22 protein-coding genes, 1 tRNA gene and 1 riboswitch are annotated in these 21,038 nt (G+C 70.2%); of the genes, 14 read left to right on the top strand and 9 right to left on the bottom strand.

The genetic code is table 11. From position 1 onward, the window contains the following. Nucleotides 1-67 precede the first annotated feature (67 nt). The 8 genes from KV394_RS04215 (at nucleotide 68) to KV394_RS04180 (ending at nucleotide 8,309) form a co-directional block, all read left to right on the top strand. Nucleotides 68-718 (top strand): SIS domain-containing protein, encoded by a 651-nt coding sequence (locus tag KV394_RS04215; protein ID WP_206252318.1) that lies wholly within the window; start codon nucleotides 68-70, stop codon nucleotides 716-718. Continuing rightward, entirely contained in the window at nucleotides 715-2,208 is a 1,494-nt protein-coding gene (gene xylB / locus KV394_RS04210) for a xylulokinase (RefSeq protein ID WP_247982381.1), read from the top strand. Before KV394_RS04215 ends, xylB begins: the two co-directional genes overlap by 4 nt. Continuing rightward, on the top strand, nucleotides 2,201-3,256 hold the full coding sequence (locus tag KV394_RS04205) for an NAD(P)-dependent alcohol dehydrogenase (protein ID WP_136029711.1): 1,056 nt from the start codon (nucleotides 2,201-2,203) through the stop codon (nucleotides 3,254-3,256). Before xylB ends, KV394_RS04205 begins: the two co-directional genes overlap by 8 nt. After that, nucleotides 3,253-4,752, top strand: coding sequence for a sugar ABC transporter ATP-binding protein (locus tag KV394_RS04200; protein WP_136044353.1), 1,500 nt, complete (start codon nucleotides 3,253-3,255; stop codon nucleotides 4,750-4,752). Before KV394_RS04205 ends, KV394_RS04200 begins: the two co-directional genes overlap by 4 nt. Then, nucleotides 4,749-5,792, top strand: coding sequence for an ABC transporter permease (locus KV394_RS04195; RefSeq protein WP_240744513.1), 1,044 nt, complete (start codon nucleotides 4,749-4,751; stop codon nucleotides 5,790-5,792). Before KV394_RS04200 ends, KV394_RS04195 begins: the two co-directional genes overlap by 4 nt. Nucleotides 5,793-5,839: 47 nt before the next feature. After that, entirely contained in the window at nucleotides 5,840-6,850 is a 1,011-nt protein-coding gene (locus tag KV394_RS04190) for a sugar ABC transporter substrate-binding protein (RefSeq protein WP_136029715.1), read from the top strand. Nucleotides 6,851-6,927: 77 nt separating this feature from the next. Continuing rightward, on the top strand, nucleotides 6,928-7,542 hold the full coding sequence (locus tag KV394_RS04185; RefSeq protein ID WP_136037151.1) for a nucleoside/nucleotide kinase family protein: 615 nt from the start codon (nucleotides 6,928-6,930) through the stop codon (nucleotides 7,540-7,542). Further along, entirely contained in the window at nucleotides 7,539-8,309 is a 771-nt protein-coding gene (locus tag KV394_RS04180) for an SDR family NAD(P)-dependent oxidoreductase (RefSeq protein ID WP_247982380.1), read from the top strand. Before KV394_RS04185 ends, KV394_RS04180 begins: the two co-directional genes overlap by 4 nt. Nucleotides 8,310-8,371: 62 nt before the next feature. On the opposite strand, the gene KV394_RS04175 is transcribed toward KV394_RS04180, so the two are convergent. Both KV394_RS04175 and KV394_RS04170 read right to left on the bottom strand, forming a co-directional pair. Beyond that, nucleotides 8,372-8,593 carry a multidrug transporter gene (locus KV394_RS04175; protein WP_136029719.1) on the bottom strand — a complete coding sequence of 74 codons (222 nt, stop codon included), beginning with the start codon at nucleotides 8,591-8,593 and terminating at the stop codon, nucleotides 8,372-8,374. Further along, nucleotides 8,580-9,935, bottom strand: coding sequence for an APC family permease (locus KV394_RS04170; protein ID WP_136037149.1), 1,356 nt, complete (start codon nucleotides 9,933-9,935; stop codon nucleotides 8,580-8,582). Before KV394_RS04170 ends, KV394_RS04175 begins: the two co-directional genes overlap by 14 nt. Before the next feature lie 253 nt (nucleotides 9,936-10,188). On the opposite strand from KV394_RS04170, the gene KV394_RS04165 reads away from it, so the two are divergent. Both KV394_RS04165 and KV394_RS04160 read left to right on the top strand, forming a co-directional pair. Then, the gene (locus KV394_RS04165) at nucleotides 10,189-10,839 is read left to right on the top strand and encodes an MIP/aquaporin family protein (RefSeq protein WP_136029723.1); all 651 of its coding nucleotides are present in this window, start codon (nucleotides 10,189-10,191) and stop codon (nucleotides 10,837-10,839) included. Nucleotides 10,840-11,040: 201 nt separating this feature from the next. Further along, nucleotides 11,041-12,309, top strand: coding sequence for a hypothetical protein (locus KV394_RS04160; protein WP_247982379.1), 1,269 nt, complete (start codon nucleotides 11,041-11,043; stop codon nucleotides 12,307-12,309). Nucleotides 12,310-12,418: 109 nt separating this feature from the next. On the opposite strand, the gene KV394_RS04155 is transcribed toward KV394_RS04160, so the two are convergent. Next, nucleotides 12,419-13,456 carry an FUSC family protein gene (locus KV394_RS04155; RefSeq protein ID WP_168387219.1) on the bottom strand — a complete coding sequence of 346 codons (1,038 nt, stop codon included), beginning with the start codon at nucleotides 13,454-13,456 and terminating at the stop codon, nucleotides 12,419-12,421. A 53-nt stretch (nucleotides 13,457-13,509) separates the two neighbouring features. Between KV394_RS04155 and KV394_RS04150 the strand changes: the two genes are divergently transcribed. Together KV394_RS04150 and KV394_RS04145 are read left to right on the top strand one after the other, a co-directional pair. Then, nucleotides 13,510-14,322, top strand: coding sequence for a sugar nucleotide-binding protein (locus KV394_RS04150; protein ID WP_247982378.1), 813 nt, complete (start codon nucleotides 13,510-13,512; stop codon nucleotides 14,320-14,322). 47 nt (nucleotides 14,323-14,369) lie between these two features. Beyond that, a complete protein-coding gene (locus KV394_RS04145) occupies nucleotides 14,370-14,999 on the top strand; it encodes a DUF1684 domain-containing protein (protein ID WP_136028766.1) in 630 nt (209 codons plus the stop codon). Between the two features lie 12 nt (nucleotides 15,000-15,011). On the opposite strand, the gene KV394_RS04140 is transcribed toward KV394_RS04145, so the two are convergent. Both KV394_RS04140 and KV394_RS04135 read right to left on the bottom strand, forming a co-directional pair. Continuing rightward, nucleotides 15,012-15,404, bottom strand: a complete 393-nt coding sequence (locus KV394_RS04140; protein WP_136036557.1) for a hypothetical protein — start codon at nucleotides 15,402-15,404, stop codon at nucleotides 15,012-15,014. A gap of 46 nt (nucleotides 15,405-15,450) precedes the next feature. After that, a complete protein-coding gene (locus KV394_RS04135; protein ID WP_247982377.1) occupies nucleotides 15,451-16,953 on the bottom strand; it encodes a M23 family metallopeptidase in 1,503 nt (500 codons plus the stop codon). Then, a riboswitch (guanidine-III (ykkC-III) riboswitch) is annotated at nucleotides 16,940-17,004 on the top strand. It overlaps the preceding gene by 14 nt. Before the next feature lie 87 nt (nucleotides 17,005-17,091). On the opposite strand from KV394_RS04135, the gene KV394_RS04130 reads away from it, so the two are divergent. Beyond that, nucleotides 17,092-17,250, top strand: a complete 159-nt coding sequence (locus KV394_RS04130) for a hypothetical protein (RefSeq protein ID WP_247982376.1) — start codon at nucleotides 17,092-17,094, stop codon at nucleotides 17,248-17,250. A gap of 14 nt (nucleotides 17,251-17,264) precedes the next feature. After that, nucleotides 17,265-17,975 carry a WD40/YVTN/BNR-like repeat-containing protein gene (locus KV394_RS04125; RefSeq protein ID WP_247982375.1) on the top strand — a complete coding sequence of 237 codons (711 nt, stop codon included), beginning with the start codon at nucleotides 17,265-17,267 and terminating at the stop codon, nucleotides 17,973-17,975. 880 nt (nucleotides 17,976-18,855) lie between these two features. Here KV394_RS04125 and KV394_RS04120 read toward each other — a convergent pair. The 4 genes from KV394_RS04120 to KV394_RS04105 all read right to left on the bottom strand — a co-directional run bounded on the left by KV394_RS04120 (nucleotide 18,856) and on the right by KV394_RS04105 (nucleotide 20,990). Beyond that, nucleotides 18,856-19,335, bottom strand: a complete 480-nt coding sequence (locus tag KV394_RS04120) for a hypothetical protein (protein WP_247982374.1) — start codon at nucleotides 19,333-19,335, stop codon at nucleotides 18,856-18,858. 155 nt (nucleotides 19,336-19,490) lie between these two features. After that, nucleotides 19,491-20,303 carry a TIGR04255 family protein gene (locus KV394_RS04115; protein ID WP_247982373.1) on the bottom strand — a complete coding sequence of 271 codons (813 nt, stop codon included), beginning with the start codon at nucleotides 20,301-20,303 and terminating at the stop codon, nucleotides 19,491-19,493. 163 nt (nucleotides 20,304-20,466) lie between these two features. Next, nucleotides 20,467-20,540: transfer RNA gene (locus tag KV394_RS04110), tRNA-Gly, on the bottom strand. 72 nt (nucleotides 20,541-20,612) lie between these two features. Further along, nucleotides 20,613-20,990 (bottom strand): winged helix-turn-helix transcriptional regulator, encoded by a 378-nt coding sequence (locus KV394_RS04105; RefSeq protein WP_136044995.1) that lies wholly within the window; start codon nucleotides 20,988-20,990, stop codon nucleotides 20,613-20,615. Nucleotides 20,991-21,038: the final 48 nt, after the last annotated feature.

The raw sequence follows: 21,038 nt of genomic DNA, 5'->3' as shown, positions 1-21,038 counted from the left end.
CTCAAACGTACATCCAAGCATCACAGATGAGCGCAGCATGTGCGAGGCGCGATCGAGGGAGAACGTGTTGAACGTCGATGACGACATCCTGGCGGTAGCGCGCGGGCGGCTCCAGGCCGAGGCCGAGGCCGTGCGCGCACTGATCGACACGATCGACGGCACCCTGGTCACCGCGGCCTCGATGATCCTGTCCGCCACGGGCAAGCTGTTCATCGGCGGCTCGGGCACCTCCGGCACGGTCGCCCGGCGCATGGCGCACATCCTGTCCGTCACCGGCACGCCGTCGCTGCCGTTCTCCCCGATGGACGGGCTGCACGGGGCCTCCGGCGCCATCACCGCCGACGACCTCGTGCTGCTGATCTCCAACGGCGGCGCCTCCGACGAGGTCGTGCAGCTCGCCCGCATCGCCCGCGGCCGCGGCGCCCGCGTGATCGCCCTCACCCGCAGCCACGACACACCCCTCGCGCGGCTCGCCGACCACAGCGTCGCCGTGGCCGTGCACCCCTCGGCCGACATCGGCGGCATCGTGGCCACCGGCATCACGATCGCGCAGTCCGCGTGGGGCGACGCGCTCGCCGAGGTGCTCATGCGCGGTCGCGGCTACACGTGGGCGGAGTTCATGACCACGCACCCCGCGGGCGCCGTCGGACGCCTCGAAGACCTCCCCGCCGACCCCTCCCGCCTCGCCGTTCCGCCGTTCGAGGAGGTCGCGCGATGATCGACGTGGTCGCCGGAGTCGACAGCTCCACCCAGTCGTGCACGGTCGAGCTGCGCGACGCCGCCACCGGGGCGCTCGTCGCCACCGGGCGCGCCCCCCACCCCGTGACCCACCCGCCCGTCAGCGAGCAGGACCCCGAGGCGTGGTGGGCGGCCCTGGTCGCCGCGATGGCCGAGGCCCGCCGCGGCGCCGACGTGCGGATCGTCGCGGTCGGCGTCGGTGCGCAGTGCCACGGCCTCGTCGTGTCGGATGCCGACGGACGCGTCCTGCGCCCCGCGCGACTGTGGAACGACACCACCTCCGCCCCGCAGGCCGCGGCGTTGCTCGCGCGTCACCCCGCCGCCTGGTGGGCGCAGCAGATCGGGATCGTGCCGTCGGCGGCCATCACCGTGTCGAAGCTCGCGCTGCTGGCCGAGACCGAGCCGGAGACCCTCGCCCGCGCGCGTCACCTCTCCGTGCCGCACGACTGGCTGACGTACCGCCTCACCGGGCGCCGCGTGACCGACCGCTCCGACGCCTCGGGCACCGGCTACTACTCCGCCGCGACGCGACGCTGGCGCACCGACATCCTCGACGAGGCGGTGGGCGAGCGCGACTGGGCGCCGCTGCTGCCCGAGGTGCTCGGACCCGACGAGGCCGCCGGGCGCATCCTCCCCGCCGCGGCCGACGCGCTCGGCATCGACCGCGACGCGCAGGTCAGCGCGGGTGGCGGCGACCAGCACCTCGCCGCCCAGGGCATCGGGCTCGGCGAGGGCGACGTGGCGTACAGCCTCGGCACCTCGGGCGTCGTGTTCGCGACCACGCCCGACCCGGTCGCCGACGTGACCGGGGCCGTCGACGGTGTCGCCAACGTGACCGGCGGCTACCTGCCGCTCGTCTGCACGCTCAACGCCACCAAGGTGACCGACACGATCGCGCGGCTGCTCGGCGTCGACCACCGCGAGCTCACCGACCTCGCCCTCGCCGCCCCGCTCGACCCGGAACGACCCGTGCTGGCCGCCTACCTCGACGGGGAGCGCTCGCCCCGGCTCCCGTCCGCCCGGGGCATGCTCGCCGGAATCACCACCGCGACCGGACGCGAGCAGCTCGCCCTCGCCGCGTTCGAGGGCGTCGCGCTCGGACTCGTCCGCGGGGAGCGGGCCCTCGCGGCGCTCGGCATCCCCACCACGGGCCACACCATCGCGATCGGCGGCGGCGCCCGCTCGCTCGCCTACCGGCAGGTGATCGCCGACCTCACGCAGCGCCCCGTGCACACCGTCGACGCGCCGGAGGGCACCGCACGCGGCGCCGCCATCCAGGCCGCCGCCGTGCACCGCGGCGAGACGGTCGCCGCCGTGACCGCGGCCTGGCGCCCCGCCACCACCTCGGTGACCGAGCCCGCCGCCGACCGCAGCGACGTGTGGGACCGCTACCTGCACCTCGCCGACCTGCAGGCCGAGCCGGCCGCGGCCCACCCGCTTTCCCCCGAGAGAGAGGACACTCATGTCTGAGATCCCGTCCACGATGACCGCCAGCGTGCTGCGGGGGGTGAAGGACCTGGTGCTCGAGGAGCGCCCCGTCCCCACGCCCGCCGCAGACGAGGTGCTCGTGGAGGTCGCGAGCGTCGGCGTCTGCGGATCCGACGTGCACTACTACGAGCACGGACGCATCGGACCCTACGTCGTCGAGAGCCCGCTGATCCTCGGCCACGAGGTGAGCGGCCGGATCGTCGCGGTCGGCGCCGACGTCGACCCCGCCCGCGTCGGGCAGCGCGTCGCCATCGAGCCGCAGCGCCCGTGCCGCCGGTGCGACTTCTGCCGCGCCGGCGACTACAACCTCTGCCCGCAGATGGAGTTCTACGCCACCCCGCCGATCGACGGCGCATTCTGCGACTACGTGCTGATCCAGGACGACTTCGCCTACGAGGTGCCCGACGCCATCAGCGACAACGCCGCCGCGCTCATGGAGCCGCTGTCGGTCGGCATCGCCGCCGCGCAGAAGGGCGGCATCAAGGTGGGCGACACCGTGCTGATCGCCGGCGGCGGCCCCATCGGCATCATCGCCGCGCAGGTCGCGAAGGCGTTCGGCGCGGTCGACGTCGTGGTCGCCGACATCAACCCGGCCCGCCGCGAGCTCGCCGCCTCCTACGGCGCCCGCGTGGTCGACCCCGCCGCGGAGTCCACAGTCGAACTGGCGGCGAACGTCTTCATCGACGCCTCGGGCGCCACCCCCGCGATCGTCAACGGCATCCGCTCCACCCGCGCGGGCGGCACCGTGGTGCTGGTGGGCAGCGCCGACGAGTTCCCGCTCTCGGTGCCCGAGGTCGCGATGCGCGAGCTCAACGTCACCGGCATCTTCCGCTACACAGGCACCTGGCCCATCGCCCGCGCCCTGCTCGAGTCCGGCCAGGTCGAGCTCGACTCGCTCGTCACCCACGTGTACGGCATCGAGCAGGTCGAGGAGGCGCTGTCGGGCGAGGGGTCGATCGACTCGCTCAAGCGCATCGTCCTGCCCCGCACCCGGCGCGTGGACGAGCCGTCGGTCAAGGCGGCGTCATGAGCGAGACGCTGCTGTCGGTCGAGGGGGTGTCGAAGTCGTTCCCCGGGGTGAAGGCCCTCGACGACGTCTCCTTCGACGTGCGCCCCGGCACCGTGCACGCCCTGTGCGGCGAGAACGGCGCCGGCAAGTCGACGCTCATGAAGATCATCAACGGCATCTACCAGCCCGACGCCGGGACGATCCGGGTGCGCGGCGAGGAGGTGCGGATCAAGAACCCCATCGACGCCCGCGCCCGCGGCATCGCGATGATCTCGCAGGAGCTCAACTACGTGCCGGGCATGACGATCGCGGAGAGCTTCTTCCTCGGCCGGCTGCCGATGAAGTACGGCAAGGTCGACTGGCGGTTCATCCGCAGCGAGGCCCGCCGCATCCTCGCCGAGGAGGGCCTGGAGTTCTCGATCAACCGGCGCCTGGGCACCCTCACCGTGTCGGAGATCCAGACCCTGGAGATCCTGCGCGCGGTCTACCACAGCGCCGACGTGCTGATCATGGACGAGCCGACCTCGGCCATCGCGCACAAGGAGGTCGAGTCGCTGTTCGCGAAGATCCGCGACCTGCGCGCCCAGGGCAAGTCGATCATCTACATCTCGCACAAGATGGACGAGGTCTTCGAGCTCGCCGACGACATCAGCGTGCTGCGCGACGGCACCGTCGTCAGCTCGCAGCCCGCCGCGGACATCACCTCCAGTCAGGTGATCGCGCAGATGGTGGGCCGCGACCTCGACCACCAGTCCTACCCCAAGGAGCGGGTCGAGATCGGCGACACCGTGTTCCGCGCCACCGGGCTCTCCGCCGCGCACATGTTCGAGGACATCGACCTGCACATCCGCGCGGGCGAGATCGTCGGGCTCGCGGGGCTCATCGGCGCCGGACGCAGCGAGGTCATCCGTGCGGTGTTCGGGCTCGACAAGCTCGACGCGGGCGAGATCGAGGTCGACACGAAGACCGTGAAGATCAAGAACCCCACCCACGCGATCAAGGCCGGCGTCGCGATGCTCTCGGAGGACCGCCGCCTGGTCGGCATCGTCCCGCAGCTGAGCATCATGAAGAACGCCACGCTGGCGAGCCTGCGCAAGGTCATCCGCGGGGGCTTCGCGCGGCGCCGCGAGGAGGAGAAGCTCGTCACCGAGTACTTCCAGAAGATGAACGTCAAGGCGCCCAGCCTGCAGACGCGCATCGCGAACCTCAGCGGCGGCAACCAGCAGAAGGTGCTCCTCGCCCGCTGGCTGATCGCCGACCCGAAGGTGCTGCTGCTCGACGAGCCCACCCGCGGCATCGACGTCGGCGCGAAGTTCGAGATCTACAAGATCATGACCGAGCTCGCCCGCCAGGGCCGCGGCATCCTCATGATCTCCTCCGAGCTGCCCGAGCTCATCGGGATGTGCGACCGCATCTACGTGATGTCGGCCGGACGCCTCACCGCGGAGCTGACGCCCGATCAGTTCTCGCAGGAAACCATCCTCACCTACGCCATGAATGAAATCGAGGTGGCATGACAATGCTCCAGAACCTGAAGAGACTCGAGGTGAACCGCTTCTCGATCTACATCATCCTGCTGGTGGTGATCGTCGCGGCGAGCTTCCTGAGCCCGAACTTCCTGAGCTCCGACAACATCTTCAACGTGCTCCGCCAGGTCGCCGTGATCACGATCCTCGCGTTCGGCGCGATGACGCTCATCATCGGCGGCATGATCGACCTGTCGGCCGGTGCCGTCATGGCGTTCGCGGGCGTCGTGTCGGTGCTGGTCTACAAGTCGACGGGCAACCTGCTGCTCGCGATCCTCGCCGGCATCCTCATCGGCATGCTCTGCAACCTCGTCAACGCGTTCCTCGTGGCGACGCTGAAGACCCCCGCGTTCATCGTGACCCTCGGCATGATGCTGATGGCGCGCGGCGCGGTGCTCGAACTCACGCAGGGGCAGAACGTGCTGCAGCTGGGCGACTTCATCCTCATCGGCCAGGGCAACCTCGGCTGGCTGCCCATCCCGGTGCTGGTGCTCATCGGCGTCACCATCGTGATCTGGTACCTGATGAACCAGACCCGCTACGGCCGCTCCGTCTACGCGGTCGGCGGCAACGAGGAGGCGGCTCGCGCTGCCGGCATCTCGGTCGAGCGGGTGAAGTACCAGGCGTTCCTCGTCAACGGCGCCCTGGTCGGCATCGCGGGCGTGATCTTCATGTCGCGCGTCAACGCCGGGCTCCCCAACGCGGGCGTCGGCTACGAGCTGCAGGCCATCACCGCCCCGATCATCGGCGGCACCAGCTTCTCGGGCGGCGTCGGCACGGTCATGGGCACCCTCGCGGGCGCGCTGATCGTCGGCATCCTCGGCAACATCATGAACCTCATCGGGATCGGCTCGTACATCCAGCAGATCGTGATGGGCGCCATCATCGTCGTCGCCGTCGCCTACGACGTCTTCAGCAAGCGCGGCAAGGCGAAGACCACCATCCTCAAGTCCGACGCGAAGGGCGACCCCTTCCCCGTCGGAGCCTCCTCGTCCGCATCCGATCCGGGAGGCGGCAGGACCTCGTCCTGACCCCTCCGTCCATCGCTTCACCCACCCACAGAAAACTGGAGAAGACAATGAAGAGTCTTACCCGCAGGATCATCGCGCTCGGCGCCGCTGCCGCCGCGGCGATCAGCCTCGCCGGCTGCGCCGTCACCACCGGGAACCCGGCCGGGAACGGCGGCGGAGGCGCCTCCGAGGACAAGGACGAGTACCGCGTCGCGTACATCGCCCGCGCCCAGGCCGATTCGTTCGCCGCGTGGCTCGCGAACGAGATGAAGCAGGAAGCCGGCAACTACGACGACATCACTCTCGAGGTGTTCGACGGCCAGGCCGACGACGAGATCGAGAACAAGATGATCGAGAACGCGATCGCCAACCGGTTCGACGCGATCATCATCCAGGCGAACAACGCCGACGCGCAGCTGCCGTACATCCAGCAGTCCATCGACGCGGGCATCGTGACCATCACCACGAACCCGCGCGTCGAAGGCCTGAGCGGCGGCAACTCGGTCGACGCCGACCCGTACAAGCAGGGCGCCGTGGTCGCCGAGCTCGCGGTCGAGCAGATCCCCGACGGCGCCAACGTCGTGGTGCTGAACGGCCCGGCGGGCAACTTCCACAGCACGGCCCGCCGTGACGCGTGGCAGAAGGAGTTCTTCGAGAAGCGCACCGACGTGAACATCGTCGCGGAGGACATCGCGAACTGGAACAAGGACGAGGCCATGACCCTCATGGAGGACTGGTCGCTCGCGAACCCGCAGATCGACGCGATCATCTCGATGAACGACAACATGGCGTCGGGTGCGCTCGAGGCCGTGAAGGGCAAGAGCGGCTTCGACGGCATCCTCGCGTTCGGCGTGGACGGCACCCCCGAGGCCACGCTGCTCATCGAGGCGGGGACCATGACGGCGACCTCGCTGCAGAACGCCCGCGAGCTGGCGCAGCTGAACCTCAAGGCCGTGCACGACCTGCTCACGGGCGCCGAGGACGAGGTCAACGTCGACATCGGCAACCCGCTGATCACGAAGGACAACGTGCAGGAGTACATCGACCTGTACAAGGAGGCCGGTCTGCTGGACCAGTGACACCGCGTCGGGGGAGCGGGCGACCGCCCGTTCCCCCGGCCCGTGCCCCCCGCCCGTCCCCTCCCCGAAAGACCCCGATGCGCGCACTGACCGCCGCCGACGCTCCCGTCCGGGTGCGCGAGCTCTCCCGCGACGCACGTCCGTTCCTGCTCGGCGTCGTCGGGCCGCCCGGCGCCGGCAAGTCCACGCTCGCCGCCGCCCTGGGGCAGCCGGTGCTGCCGATGGACGGGTTCCACCTCGCCAACGAGCACCTCGACCGTCTCGGACTGCGCGACCGCAAGGGCGCCCCGGAGACCTTCGACGTGCACGGCTTCGCCGCCCTGCTCACCCGACTCCGCGCGGGCGAGGCCGTGCTCGCCCCGCGCTTCGACCGCGACCTCGACGCCGCGGTCGCCGGCGCCCTCCCGCTCTCGCCCTCCGACCGCGTGATCGTGGTGGAGGGCAACTACCTGCTGCACGACGCGGGCGGCTGGGAGCGCGTGCGCCCGCTGCTCGACGAGGTCTGGTACCTCGACGTGCCCGACGGACTGCGCGTGCGCCGCCTCGTCGCCCGTCACGAGGCCCACGGCCGCTCCCACGACGACGCCGTCGCCTGGGCGACCCACGTCGACGGCCCCAACGCCGACCTCATCCGCGCGACCCGCCACCGGGCCGACGCGATCCTCACCCCGACCGAAGGAGACGACGCATGAGCGTCATGGACACATTCGCCCTCACCGACCGCACCGCCCTCGTCACGGGCGCCACGCGCGGCCTCGGACGGGAGTTCGCCCGCGCGCTCGCCGAGGCCGGAGCCGACGTGGTCGTGCACGGCCGCGACGAAGCGGCGGCACGCGAGACCGCGGCGGAGATCGAGGCCGTGGGGCGCCGGGCCTGGGTGGTGCTGGGCGACCTGACCGACCGTGCGTCGGTCGACCGCATCGCCGCCGAGGCCATCGACGCCGCGGGCGGACGCCTCGACATCCTCATCAACAACGCCGGGGCGTGCATCCACCGTCCGGCGCTCGAGGTGCCCGACGACGAGTGGTCGCACGTGATCGACACGAACCTCACGGCCCTGTGGCGGATGTCGCAGACCGTCGGCGCGCACATGGTCGCCCGCGGCTCCGGGTCGATCGTGAACGTGGGCTCGATCTCGGCGCAGATCGTGAACCGTCCGCAGTTCCAGCCGGCGTACAACGCCTCCAAGGCCGCGGTGCACCACCTCACCAAGTCGCTCGCGGCCGAGTGGGCCCCGTCCGGCGTCCGGGTCAACGCCGTCGCGCCCGGATACATCAAGACCGACATGTCGCCGGTGGACGAGCCGCGCTTCCGCCGTTTCTGGATCGAGGACTCGGCTCAGCAGCGCTACGCCACGCCGAGCGAGGTCAGCCCGTCCGTCGTGTTCCTCGCCTCCGACGCGGCGAGCTTCATGTCGGGCACCGTGCTCGTGGTCGACGGCGGCTACACGCTGTTCTGATCGCGGCGCACACGCGGACGCCCGCTCCCGGGGGAGGAGAGCGGGCGTTCGTGCGTGCGGGGTCAGTCCTCGCCGTCGGCCTCGGGCATGCCGGGGCCGGGGCCCGGGCGCACCTCGGCGTCGTCGCGGATGTCGACGCGCGTAGTGCCGTCGTGCTCGCTCACGTCGATGCGGGGGGCGGCGTCGGCCTCGGTCGCATCGGGAGCCGAGGTGAGCTGGTCGTGCCGGTTCTCCTCGAAGCTCTCGCGGTCGTCGCCGGTGCGGTCGTGGTCAGGCGTGCTCATGATGCTCCTTCTGGTCGTCGGTCGTCGAACGGGAACGCGTCCAGCGTGCCACGGCGTACAGCACCCCGCCCACCGCGAGCAGGATCGCGCCGAACAGCCACACCTGCGGACGCTGCTGGGTGAGCAGCAGGATGCACGACCCGACGCCCAGCACCGGCACGAAGGTCCACACGCGGAAGTGGTCGTGCTCCACGCGGTCGCGCCGCAGCACCAGCACCGACACGTTCACGCTGAGGAACACGACGAGCAGCAGCAGCACCACGGTCTCGGCCAGAGTGGCCAGGTCGCCGACGAGCGTGAGGCCCATCGCGACGAGGGTCGTGGTGAGGATCGCGACCCACGGGGTCTTCCGCTTCGGCAGCACGCGTCCGAGCACGGACGGCAACAGGTTCTGCTCGGCCATGCCGTACGTGAGGCGGCTGACCATGATCATGGTCAACAGGGCGCCGTTGGCCACGGCGATGAGGGCGATCAGGCTGAACAGCCACGACGGCACGTTCACCCCGGTGGCCTCCACCACGGCGAGCAGCGGGCCGCTGGACTCCTGCAGTTCGGACGACGGGAGGGCGATCGCGCTCGCGAGCCCCACGAGCACGTACACGACGCCGGCGGTGATCAGGGCGGCGAAGAGGGCCCGCGGGTACGTGCGACGCGGGTCCTTCACCTCTTCGATCATGTTCGCCGAGGTCTCGAACCCGACGAACGAGTAGTACGCGATCACGGCTCCGGAGAGCACGGCGATCGCCACGTTCGACCCCTCGGGCGCGGCCATCGCGCGCGACACGTCGCCACCGCCGCCGCCCACGAAGATCGCGACGACGACGATCACGATCACCAGGCCGCTGAGCTCGATCGCGGTCATCACGAGGTTCGCGCCCATCGACTCGCGGATCCCCCGGGCGTTCAGCAGGCCGACGAGTGCGAGGAACGCGATCGCGACGGGGATGGTCGGCAGGTCGACGAAGGTGCTGAGGTAATCACCGGCGAAGGCGATAGCCAGCCCCGCGGCACTGGTCACCCCGGCCGCGAGCATGCTGAAGCCCACCAGGAACGACACCAGCGGGCTGTGGAAGGCACGCTCCGCGAACACCGCGGCGCCGCCCGCGCGCGGGTATTTCGTGACGAGCTCGGCGTAGGAGCCCGCCGTGAGCAGCGCGAGCAGGAGCGCCAGCACCAGGGGTGCCCACAGCAGGCCGCCGACCTTGCCCGACAGCACGCCCATGAGCGCGTAGATGCCCGCGCCCAGCACGTCGCCGAGGATGAAGGCGTAGAGCAGGGGGCCGGTGATGGCGCGCCGCAGCTTGGTGGGCGCCTCGGTCGCGGGCGCAGTCTGGGAGGTCATGCTCGCACGCTAGGGGTGCGGGCGGCGGCGGGCGACGGGCTTGACAGGGGTGCGGGGCATGCGCGAAGCCTTCGGCCTTGCACCGTCCTCGGGTGCGACAGCGCCCGTCCAGCGTTTTCCCAGAAAAGACCGCGCGGCTCCGCCTCCCGGCGCACCGCGGCCGCTATCCTCAGTGCCGCAAGGCGGGTCGTCGGCTACGAATTGCCGAGCGGACGGGGTGGCCGCCTTCGGTTCCACAGAAAAGGGCACACTCATGACCGGTACACCGCGGAAGGCCATCGCCGAAGCGATCGCCACCTTCCTCTTCGTCCTCGCGATCATCGCGGCCGTCAACAGCGGCAGCCCGCTGACGCCGCTCGCGATCGGCTTCACACTGATGGTGCTCGTGTACTCCACGGGCCACATCTCCGGCGCTCACCTGAACCCCGCCGTCTCGCTCGGCGTCTTCCTCCGCGGCGGCCTCAGCGTCGCCGACTTCATCGCCTACCTGATCGCCCAGTTCGTGGGTGGCGCGCTCGCCGCCCTCGCCGCGCTCGCCGTCTGGCCCGCGGGCGACAAGGCCATGGTGATCGAGGTCGGCCCGGCGTTCCTGGTCGAGGCGCTGTTCACGCTCATCCTCGTGTGGGTCGTGCTGAACTCCGCCACGTCGAAGGACACCGCGGGCAACTCGTTCTACGGCCTCGCGATCGGCGCCACCGTGTTCATCGGCGCCGCGACCGTCGGCTCCATCTCGGGCGGCGGCTTCAACCCCGCCGTGGCCCTCGGGCTCTCGGTCAGCGGCCACTTCGCGTGGAGCTCGCTGTGGCTCTACATCGTGGCCCCGGCCGTCGGCGCGATCATCGCCGCGGTCCTGTTCCGCGTGCTCAACACCGACGACGCGAAGAAGATCGCCGCCGCCGAGTGACACCGTGACACCGGAGCGCCGCATCCCCTCGGGGTGCGGCGCTTCTGTGTGTCAGGGGTCAGGGGTCAGGGGGCGACCGTCCGGAGAATAATCAGCGAGCGATCAGGTGGGCTCTCTGACGCCGTGGCATCCTGCGGAGGCCGAGCGGGGGCCGGTCGAACGCGACCGGCGAAGATCGACCCGAGATAGGGGGACCCTCGCATGGGAACCGAAGGAATCAGCAGACGGACTTTCGCCAAGAGCGCGGCCTGGGTGGCCATGGCGGCGCTCGCCTCCACCGCCGCACCGGTCTCCGCGGCCGCGGACTCCGTCCCGGATGGAGTGACCGTGTCGTTCGTCGGCTTCGACTCGCCTCCGGCCATGTCGGATCGCGATACCGGCGATCCGACATGGCCGGAGAACTACCTGCTGGAGGCGCGCTTCCGTCTGCAGCTGGCGCCCGGGGTCTCTCTTCCTGCGGGATCCCGCCTGTTCATCGGCGCGGACGCCGGGATCTTCCCGTCGGGCTTCGCCTTCTTCCGCGGCCCGGCCGTCGGAGCGAGCACCTCGGACGGCCTCTGGGTGCGAGACCCCGACGAGTACTACACGGAGAACTACAACCCGAACACCGGCTCGCGGAAGTTCGCGTACGCGGTCTACCGCCTCACGCGCGACCTCGCAGCGCCGGCGGACCTGACGTTCTCGGTGGCGGGGGTGAGCAACGCCGCCCTCCCGACGGGATGGAACGCGCAGACGGTGCTCGTGGCCGACCTGGTGTCGGCCAGCTCGTTCAGCGCCGGTGCCGCGCATCACCGGGCGCTCTCATCGCCCTTCCGGATCGTGGACGTGCCCCCGGACCCGAAGGCCGACACGAACGGAACCGGAGTGCCCGGGCTCTACGCGTACCCCCGCGCGACGGCCGCGGGTCGAGTCGCCGAGTTCAGCACGCTGCTGCGGGTGATGCCGACGATGACCGCGAACATCTTCTGGAGCCACCAGTTCGGGATCTCTGGAACGTCGGGCGGCTACACCGGCGTGCAGACCTACGGGAACACGAACGGAAGGCAGTGGCTCTTCTCCCTCTGGGGGGCGACCGACGCCGAGGTCAATCCGAGCCTGCACGGGGTGATGGCCGGCGACACCGACGGTGCGCCCGGCCGATCCGTCCGGGTGTTCCGTCCGTGGACCACCGGTCGGACCTATGTCTTCCGCGTCGCGGAGATCCCCGGACGCCCCGGCTGGTGGAACTCGACGGTGACCGACACGGCCGACGGCACGAGCTTCTCGATCGGCAACCTGTTCGTGCCGCAGCAGGGTGCGCTCATCTCACCCCAGGCGTCGTGGGTCGAGTACTGGAACTGGAACGATTCCACAGCCCAGTGCCTCGATCAGGAGAACAGCGACGCCGTGTATGCACCGCTGAGGCTCGATGGCCTGCTCGTGCCGTACGTGGTGGGCAAGTCCAATCCGCCGTGCTCGGGGGCTCGGTGACGATCGCCCCCGACGGGTCCGCTCGCCTGCGGGCCTACCCCGGCACCTGACGGCACCGACACCGGAGCGCCGCATCCCCTCGGGGTGCGGCGCTTCTATGTGTCAGGGGTCAGGGGCGGGTGAGGCGGCGGCCGAGGCGGCGGCGCAGCGCGGCGGACACCACGGCGACCACGGTGCCGACCGCGACGCCGATGAGGGTCTCGAGCACGCGGTCGGTCAACAGCGCGTCGACCGGGGTCGGGGCCGCGAGGTGCACCATCAGCAGCGCGAGCGGGGTGACGAACACCATCGCGATGCCGTAGTTGCGGCCGATGAACAGCTCCGCGACTCCCTGCAGCACCACGACCAGGGCGATCACGGCGATCGGCGGAAGGTCGAGCGCCAGCACCCCGGCGGCGACGAGCACCCCGAGCAGTGTGCCGACCAGGCGCTGGATGCCGCGGATGATCCGGGCGTTGAGCTGTGCGCCGCTCACGGCCGCGACCGCACCGACCGCCGCCCAGTACCAGTGCGTGCCGCCGAGCAGAAGCCCCGCGATCCCGGCGCCCACGATGGCGACGGCGACCGAGACCGCCATCTCGACCGCGACGGGACCCACGGTGGGGCGCACCTTCGGCGCTCCCTCTCCCGTGGTCCGCGTGGCGACGGCGACGAGCGCGGTGAGGGCCAGGCCGAACAGCACGCTCGCCCCGCCCACCAGCAGCACGGAGCCGAACGAGCCCGCGGTGGCGGGGATGGTCGCGCACGCCCCGGTCGCGAACACCGTGAACAGCGGTCCTGGTGGGTGCCACTGCATCGTGTACGCCAGCAGGGTGACGGCGGCGGCGACGAGCGCGACCACGACCACGCTGACGACCGTCGGGGCGGCCAGGACCGACAGCGCCGTGCCGATCAGCATCGCCGCGAGCAGCACCCCGCCCGCGCTGGCCTGCATGCGGATGCGGTCGCGGAACCCGTCGTGGCGGCCGTAGAGCGCGGCGAAGGCGCCGAAGCTCGCGTAGATGCTGAGGTCGAGCCGGCCGAGCGCCCAGAGCACGAGCAGCGGGACGGCGACGCTCACGGCGGCTCGGATCGCGACGCGGTGGTCGCCGCGGTGCGGGCCGACGCGCAGGACCCCCGTCCACACCCGCCCCTGCGATTCCGCCACCGATCCAGCCTACGTCCGCGCCCGCGGCCCCCGCGCCGTGGGAGGCTGGACGGGTGACCACCGCCCCGCCTCCTCACCGCACGCTGCTCGTGGGTTTCGGCAAGCTCGGCGCGCGGCTCGCCCCGCGGCTGGTGGCGGACGGGGGAGAGGTCGTCGCCCTCCGCCGCAGCGACGGGCCCCTGCCCCAGGGGGTGACAGGCGTCATGGGTGATCTCGCCGCCCCGCTGCCCGAGCCCCTGCCCGCGGTCGATGCCGTGGTGGTCACGCTGCCGCCGGGCACGGGCGCCTCCGCGTACCCGTCCGTGCTCGCGCATCTCGCCGCGGCGCTTCCCACGATGCCCGCCCGCACGGTCTTCGTCTCGTCCACCGGGGTGTTCGACGGTGCGGGCAGCCCGACCCCGCTCACCGAGCACGACGCCCCGGAGCCGGTCACCGACCGCGGTCGCGGGCTTCGGGAGGGTGAGCGCGCTGCGGTCGACCTCTTCGGGGCCGTGGTCGTGCGGCCCGCGGGCATCTACGGTCCGGGGCGCGACTTCCTGGTGCGCCGCGTGCGTGAGGGGGCACCCGTGAACCCCCGGCGCCGCACGAACCGCATCCATGAGACCGACCTCGTGCGCACGCTCGACCTGCTGCTGCGGATGCCCGAGCCGCCGTCGCTCGTGCACGCGGTGGACGCGGCTCCCGCCCCGCTGGGCGCCGTCGTGGCGTTCCTCGCCGCGCGCCTCGGGCTGCCGGTGCCTCCCGACGACGGCGGCAGCGTGAGCGGTTTCGTCTACGACGGCGCTCTGCTGCGTTCGCTGCTCGGCCACCTGGACTACCCGTCGTTCGAGGACGGCTACGCCGACATGCTCGAGCGGGGCGCCTGACCGCGCAGACCTGATCCCGCCCGCGCGACGCGAACTAGCCTGGGGTGATGACGAGCTCGAGCGCCCGTGCGGCGGTGGACGTGGTCGACTGGCGGCGGCGGGTGTTCGCCCTGTACGAGGCCGTGCGCCGCGCGGACTCCCCGGAGGAGGCGCACGAGCTGTGGCGCATCGAACGCGATGAGCTGATGCTGCACCACCCGGCCACCCCGCTGCTGCCGGAGGATCGGGTGCTGTTCGAGGGGCTGCCGATCGCGCCGTACGACCCGCAGTGGCGGTTCGCACTGCCGATCCTGGAGGCGGAGCCGGCGGCGTTCGAGTTCGCGACGGGTACCGACGGCCTGGTGCCGTTCGAGCGCGTCGGTGTGGTCGAGGTCCCCGACGCCGGAACCCTCGACGTGTGGCGGCTGCGCTCGTACGGCGGCGGGCTGTTCGTGCCGGTGCGCGATGCATCAGCCGGGCATCCGGGCGGCACGTACGGCGGTGGGCGCTACCTGCTCGACACGATCAAGGGTGCCGACCTGGGCGGGGATGCCGCGCGCGGCACGATCGTGCTCGACTTCAACTTCGCGTACAACCCCTCGTGCGCGTACGACCCGGCGTGGGCCTGCCCGCTCGCACCTCCGGGGAACGTGCTGCCCGTGGCCGTTCCGGTGGGGGAGCGGTACGACGGGGCATAGACCGCGCCCGCGTCAGCCGAGGAACAGCGGCACGAACGAGCCGATCAGCCCGAGCACCCCGACCGCGGTGAACACGATCCCGAGCGTGCGCACGACGCGCCGGGCGTGCGGCGGTTCGCCCACCCGTGCCCTGGCGGGGTTGTGGCTGCTGACGACGCCCGTGGTGAAGCCGTCGTCCGCGGTCGAGGATTCGCCGTGGCGCAGTGGTCGCTCGTGGAAGTCGCCGCCCGCGAACCACCGGGCGATCGTGGCGCCGTCGCGTTCGATGATCGCGATGTCGACCGGGAGCCACGGGCCCTCGGCCAGCCGCATGAGCAGGGCGATCAGCAGCAGCGGCACCCCCACGCCGAGCCCGATCCAGGACAGCACCTCGCCGACGAGGGCGAGGGTGTCGACGGGCGGCATGATCCCATCGTAGGGACGCCGGACCGCGGGAGCGTGCGCGCCGCGGTCAGCTCACGTTGTCCCTGAGCCACGGCAGCGGGTCGATCGCGACCGTGTTGATGTGCACCTCGAAGTGCAGGCACGAGCCGAACACGTAGCCGGTCGAGCCGACGTCGCCGAGGTACTGGCCGGCCTCGACGCAGTCACCGACCTCGACGGCGCGCGTGCCGTTCTTCATGTGCGAGTACACGGTGCTCACCGCCTGGCCGTTCACGATGCTCTCGACCTGGATCGTGACGCCGTAGCCCTGATAGCTCTCCGTGGAGCGCGAGACGCAGCCCTTCATGGCGGCGTTGATGGGGGTACCGATGCCGGCGGCGAAGTCCTGACCCAGATGCGACCGGCCCGGTCGGGCGGCCCCGAAGCCATCGGTGAACGAGTACGAGCCGTCGGCCATCGGCATCACCACCCGGTCGGCGATCGGGATGTCCATCGCGCTGCTGAGCGGCATGCCCGCGGCGATCGCGGCTGCGGCCGCGCGGGCGTGGGTCTCCTTGATCTCCTCCGGCGTGGTCGCCGCGAAGGAGCCGCGCGCGGAGATGGTGGCGCGGATGGCATCGGTGGCCGTGTACGACTGGGCGGCGTCCTTCAGCGCTGCCGCACCGGCGACGGTCGCCACGGCGTGGTCGCCCCCGGGGGCGAGCACCGGGAGGGCGGCCCCGGTGACCATGACGCCGACGGCGAGGACGGCACCGAGCGCCTTGATCTTCGATGCGCCCCGGCCCCGCGGGCGGTCCGTCCGCCGCGGACGCCGCGAGACCCGCGGGATCCGCGGGGTGCGGGCGGTGCGGGATCCGGTCGGTGCGGTGGTGGTGGTGGTCGGCTCGGCGGCCGTGTCAGGCTCGGCGGTCGTGTCAGGCTCGGCGGTGGCGGTGGCGGTGGCGGTGGCGGTGGCGGTGGCGGTGGCGGTGGTCGGCTCGGCGGCGATGGCAGGCTCGGTGGTAGCGGTCGGCTCGGCGGCGGCGGCGATGGCAGGCTCGGCGGTAGCGATCGGCTCGGCGGCGGCGGTGGTCGGCTCGTTGGCGGTGGCAGGGGTCTCTGCGGGGGAGGCGGGCGCGTCGGCTGCGGCGAGGGTCGGCTCTGCTGCGGCAGCAACGGTCCGCTCGGCGGCGGCAGCAACGGTCGGTGCACCCTGCGGCTCGGGACGGAGGGCCCGGGAGCGGATGGCGGCCCGAGTGGCGGACGAGGACGGAGTCGGCGTCGCGGTCGCCGCGGGGGTCGGCTCCTCCGGCGGGGTCGGAGCGGACGTGCGACGTCGGTCGCGGCGCAGCAGGGGCCGGGGGTCGATCGCGGATGCTGTGGGGTCGAGCGGGGCGTTCTCGAGCGAACGTCCGGAGGGTAGAGCAGTCGTGACGTGGTCCTTCCGCGAGCAGATGATCTCGGGGCACGGCCCCTTCGGGAGGACCGTTACCGTCCCGTAACCTACGTTGCCGTCCGGGGAGGCGTCAAATCCTCCGTGCCGGCATTTCCGCCGGGGGTACTCCTGGTACCGTGGCCGCAGGCCCGCCACCCGGGTCTGCGGACGAGGGCGCAGTACCCGCTGAGCGACAAGACTGACCAAGAGGGTCGTCGGGTGTCTCAGCGCGGGAACCGTGCGGTCGTCGTCCCTCTTGTGCGCCCCCTCCGTGTCCAGCGAGGAGGACAGCACATGATCACCCGACACGGAGCAGGCCCCGAGCCGCTCGTCGATGCGGCCACCATCCACGCGATGGAGGTGTTCTTCACCAGCTTGATTGTGGCGGCGGGTGCGGCCATCTCCTTCGTGGCCGTCGTGGTGCTCCGCGGCCTCTACCGGGGTCAGAAGTGAGGCACGGTCGCGCGGTGCCGGCCGCGCTCGCGCTCGCCGCAGCCGTGTCGGTGCTGGCGGGTTGCGCGCCGGGGGAGCCGCCGGCCGGAGCGCCGCCCGTGATCGAGCACGTGCACGGCATCGCCGAGGCCCCGGGGAGCGACGATCTGCTCCTCGCGACGCACGACGGCGTCTTCACGGTCGCCCCGGACGGTGCGCTCGCGGGACCGGTGGGCGGTCACGCGTTCGACGCGATGGGCTTCACGGTCGACGGTGCGACGCTGTTCGCCTCCGGTCACCCGGGCCCCACCACACCGGCGTCGCTCGGTGAGGGCAACCTCGGCATCATCCGCAGCGACGACCTCGGTGCGTCCTGGAAGCCCGTCGCCTTCACCGGCGTCGAGGACTTCCACGTCTTGACCGCGGGGCCCGACGGCACCCTCTACGGCATCGGCTCGAGCGGCCCCGAACTGCTGACCAGCGCAGACGAGGGCGTCACGTGGAGCCGCGGAGAACCGCTCGACGCGGTCGACCTCGTCGTGACGGAGACGTGGGCGTATGCCGCGACGGAGGCCGGACTCCTGCAGGACGCCGGCGACGGGGCGGGCTTCGAGCCGGTCCCGGGTGCGCCGCTGGTGTACTCCCTCGACGCGCGCGGCGACGGTGCGCTCGTGGGGGTCGACGTCGACGGCACGGTGTGGGAGACGGTCGCCGTCGGGTCCTGGACGCCGGTCGAGCGGAGGTGATGGAGGGGCTGACGGGAATCGAACCCGCGCTGTCTGCTTGGGAAGCTGTGCAGATCGCCCTGTGAATGACCAGGTGCCGTCAGTTACCGCAGCGGAGTCCGGGCGAGTCCACGTCTATGACTCATCGAGTCATCGTTGATAGCACGTTGAGTCGCTCTAGTACTGACACGCTAACGGGATCCTTGCGTGCGTAGACGTAGCTAACTGCGGTCGAGTGCGGCGATCGCCCTACGCAGCTCCGCCCGGACGGAACCAGCTGACTGCCGAGATGTAAGCGCTTCTCTGCGGGACTGGCCGGTTCCGCCGTGCGGGTCGCTGAGCCATGACTCAACCCATGCCAGCGCGCCGGAAGTGGATAGGCCCTTCTCCATCAACTCAGGGACGGAATCCCCTACGAGGTCCGCCTCGTCAAACGGTCCAGCTGTGGACGTCTCAAGACGTGAGGTGGGTACGACCATCCGCGCATTATGGAAGATCCATCGCTGGAGTAGCAGGTTCACTCCATAGGCTGACAAGACAGCCTTCCGAACGCCGTCTGAAAGTTGCTGTGGGCTCAGAATCCGAATTTCTTGGAACTTGACTTTCGCTGCTTGCGTTCCTGGTCCGCCTGCTTCGGGCAGAAACATGGCCTTGAAATGGCCCGTCGACCAATCTTGAGGGACGTCATTCGTCTCTGCGATATCCGCGACAAGGATCCGATTCGCCAGCCTGCTCCCGTTTCGGAACGCGCATGGGTGCTGTAAGACGCAAACGGTGCCCGAGTCCCCGAGGCCAATCAGGTCACCAGTGAAGACGGGCCTGTCGCGCACTTCGTCGGCTTCGTGGCCGCGCGCCAAGTAGAGGTCCTCCGGGGACCCCGGCGTTTCCAGGTCGGTCGCGGTCACGCTTGCGGCGCGACTCGGATCGAGACGACCCCGTCACTGGCTAGGAAGCTCTCAAACTGGTCGTCTACCAAAGACGAGCGCCAGTCCGGGTCGTATTCGTCCAGCACTCGGTCAATCTCGACGGCAGGCGCGGTGCCGTCGGCTATCAGGAGCAGTACGAGGTCGAACCGGCCCTGGATGAGGAGTTCGAGCCTGGAAACAGCGACTCCCTCTTTGACGGGCATCTCCAGCCATGACGCCGGGTCGCTAATGAAATGCTCTCCCAGAATATTGAGCAGGGCCACGATCCGAGCAAGAGCAAGTCGACGCGCCCCGCTCATTCCCTCGCCTCGCCGCCATTTCTGAACTGCCGGAACCGTAACGCCGGCGAGCCTGGCCACATCGCGCCAAGCTAATCCCGAATTGCCAAGGTCTGCTAACAGCTCCCCACCATCACGGGCAGCCGCCTCCTGCTGGCGGGCCTCAAGGTCGTCCATCAGTGCCCCTCGCCGGAGCGACGCCGAGTTCTCATGGAGGTCTCGAACTTGCCGATGGAGCACGTCCGTTCTGTCCACGAAGAATGCAGACCGACGCGTTTGAGGCAGCTCCGCAAAGACGTCTCGCTGGCCGGTTCCGGGCACCATTAGGTCCGTCATGCGAAGACTTCCTCCCTTAGTCGATCGGTGATGAAGCTCTCGAAGATCTCCTTCATCGGCGCGTGTAGCTTATCCGAGAGGTGTACTACGTCCGCGGGATTGAGTGGAGGCATTTCCTCTCCATCCGTGATCTCCCAGGCGGCGTCCGTATCGATCAAGAAGAACGGCCCCGGGTTAGGAACGTTTGGGCGGACTAGGTTCGGCGCACTCGTGACTGCGGGCGGTCCGTCCATTGCGCCGTAGCGCACTGTGACGGTCTCGCCGTGATCGAGGCCGGCGTATTGAACGACAGATTGCTGCTGCTTGAGAACTAATTTCCGCCCCGCCGACTGGACCGACGGCGCAAGGAGTGCCGGAGCGAGCCAATCGGACCATCCGTCGCGGGTATCTACGGGAACGCGGATTTCATCAATGATGCGAATCCCCAATCGTACAAGCCCATCCATAGGAGCAATGTCCTGGCGCGCCGTCAGGGCGAGCCCGACCACGTTCTTGAAGTCGCTCCACCCTTTGTAATCGGTCGTTTCGATAATGGTGGATGTAGATGTGAAGGTTGCAGAAGTTCGCCTACTGCGAGTCAGGAACTTAACGAGTTCCTCTTCCCCTGAGTTGACTTGTCGAACGCCAGCGGGCCCGATCTCCATCGACAGGGTGCCAGCTCGCTCGGTCGCGAAGAGGGGTAGCCTCGGCTGGACGGCCTTCTTTAGCGAGAGGATATCGGCGCGCGTAAGTGGTGGAGACTCTGGGCCGCGGATTTCCACAATTGCTAAGGCGATCGGAGCGTTTGGGTACGGCGGTGTAGTGCTCATCTCCGCCAGGATACCGAAAGAGATACCGAAAGAGCAACCCGGGCGACCGATGCCTACTCCACCGCATTCATGGCCGACGAACAAGATGCTGGCTGAAGGCTTGCCCTTGCACCGCCGACCACTGAGTGCCCATATTTTACCGATGAACAGGCGTTTTCTCCGATGGAGGGGCTGACGGGAATCGAACCCGCGCTGTCTGCTTGGGAAGCAGAAGTTCTACCATTGAACTACAGCCCCGAACCCGCCCGAGAGCAGGTGAGGGCAAGCCTACCCGTCTCCGGGGCGATGGCCAAAGCGTGAACCGCGGCGTCAGGCCGTGGCGTCCGCCGTCGCGGGGGTGTCGCGCTGCTGCCCCGCGTACATCGTGCCCCACCGCGTGAGCGCGTCGACGAGCGGGGTCGCGGTCGTGCCCAGCTCGCTCAGCCGGTACTCCACCTTGGGCGGGACCTCGCGGTAGACCGTGCGGGTGATCAGGCCGTCCGCCTCCAGCTCGCGCAGCTGCCGGGTGAGCACGCGCGACGTGGGGTCCTGCAGCAGGCGCCCGAGCTCACCGAAGCGCAGCACGCCGTGCTCGGCGAGCAGCGACAGGATGCTCGGCTTCCACGCGCCGCCGAGCACGGCGATCGAAACCTCCGCGTCGCAGGTCTCGGTCCACTCGCGGACGATCCTGGCCGTCTTCTCGCGCATCGCGCCCTCCACAGTATCCAAACGGTAAGTACGTGACGACAATGTCGG

This window comes from Microbacterium sufflavum, from assembly GCF_023101165.1.
GTDB classification, from domain to species: domain Bacteria; phylum Actinomycetota; class Actinomycetes; order Actinomycetales; family Microbacteriaceae; genus Microbacterium; species Microbacterium sufflavum.
This window is presented reverse-complemented; position numbering and strand designations above follow the sequence as displayed.

Bases quoted from the DNA above. Each gene is read 5' to 3' on its own strand.
- xylB (WP_247982381.1), top strand. From the start codon at position 715: ATGATCGACGTGGTCGCCGGAGTCGACAGCTCCACCCAGTCGTGCACG.
- KV394_RS04205 (WP_136029711.1), top strand. From the start codon at position 2,201: ATGTCTGAGATCCCGTCCACGATGACCGCCAGCGTGCTGCGGGGGGTG.
- KV394_RS04200 (WP_136044353.1), top strand. From the start codon at position 3,253: ATGAGCGAGACGCTGCTGTCGGTCGAGGGGGTGTCGAAGTCGTTCCCC.
- KV394_RS04195 (WP_240744513.1), top strand. From the start codon at position 4,749: ATGACAATGCTCCAGAACCTGAAGAGACTCGAGGTGAACCGCTTCTCG.
- KV394_RS04190 (WP_136029715.1), top strand. From the start codon at position 5,840: ATGAAGAGTCTTACCCGCAGGATCATCGCGCTCGGCGCCGCTGCCGCC.
- KV394_RS04185 (WP_136037151.1), top strand. From the start codon at position 6,928: ATGCGCGCACTGACCGCCGCCGACGCTCCCGTCCGGGTGCGCGAGCTC.
- KV394_RS04180 (WP_247982380.1), top strand. From the start codon at position 7,539: ATGAGCGTCATGGACACATTCGCCCTCACCGACCGCACCGCCCTCGTC.
- KV394_RS04175 (WP_136029719.1), bottom strand. From the start codon at position 8,593: ATGAGCACGCCTGACCACGACCGCACCGGCGACGACCGCGAGAGCTTC.
- KV394_RS04170 (WP_136037149.1), bottom strand. From the start codon at position 9,935: ATGACCTCCCAGACTGCGCCCGCGACCGAGGCGCCCACCAAGCTGCGG.
- KV394_RS04165 (WP_136029723.1), top strand. From the start codon at position 10,189: ATGACCGGTACACCGCGGAAGGCCATCGCCGAAGCGATCGCCACCTTC.
- KV394_RS04160 (WP_247982379.1), top strand. From the start codon at position 11,041: ATGGGAACCGAAGGAATCAGCAGACGGACTTTCGCCAAGAGCGCGGCC.
- KV394_RS04145 (WP_136028766.1), top strand. From the start codon at position 14,370: ATGACGAGCTCGAGCGCCCGTGCGGCGGTGGACGTGGTCGACTGGCGG.
- KV394_RS04140 (WP_136036557.1), bottom strand. From the start codon at position 15,404: ATGCCGCCCGTCGACACCCTCGCCCTCGTCGGCGAGGTGCTGTCCTGG.
- KV394_RS04130 (WP_247982376.1), top strand. From the start codon at position 17,092: ATGATCACCCGACACGGAGCAGGCCCCGAGCCGCTCGTCGATGCGGCC.
- KV394_RS04120 (WP_247982374.1), bottom strand. From the start codon at position 19,335: ATGGACGACCTTGAGGCCCGCCAGCAGGAGGCGGCTGCCCGTGATGGT.
- KV394_RS04115 (WP_247982373.1), bottom strand. From the start codon at position 20,303: ATGAGCACTACACCGCCGTACCCAAACGCTCCGATCGCCTTAGCAATT.
- KV394_RS04105 (WP_136044995.1), bottom strand. From the start codon at position 20,990: ATGCGCGAGAAGACGGCCAGGATCGTCCGCGAGTGGACCGAGACCTGC.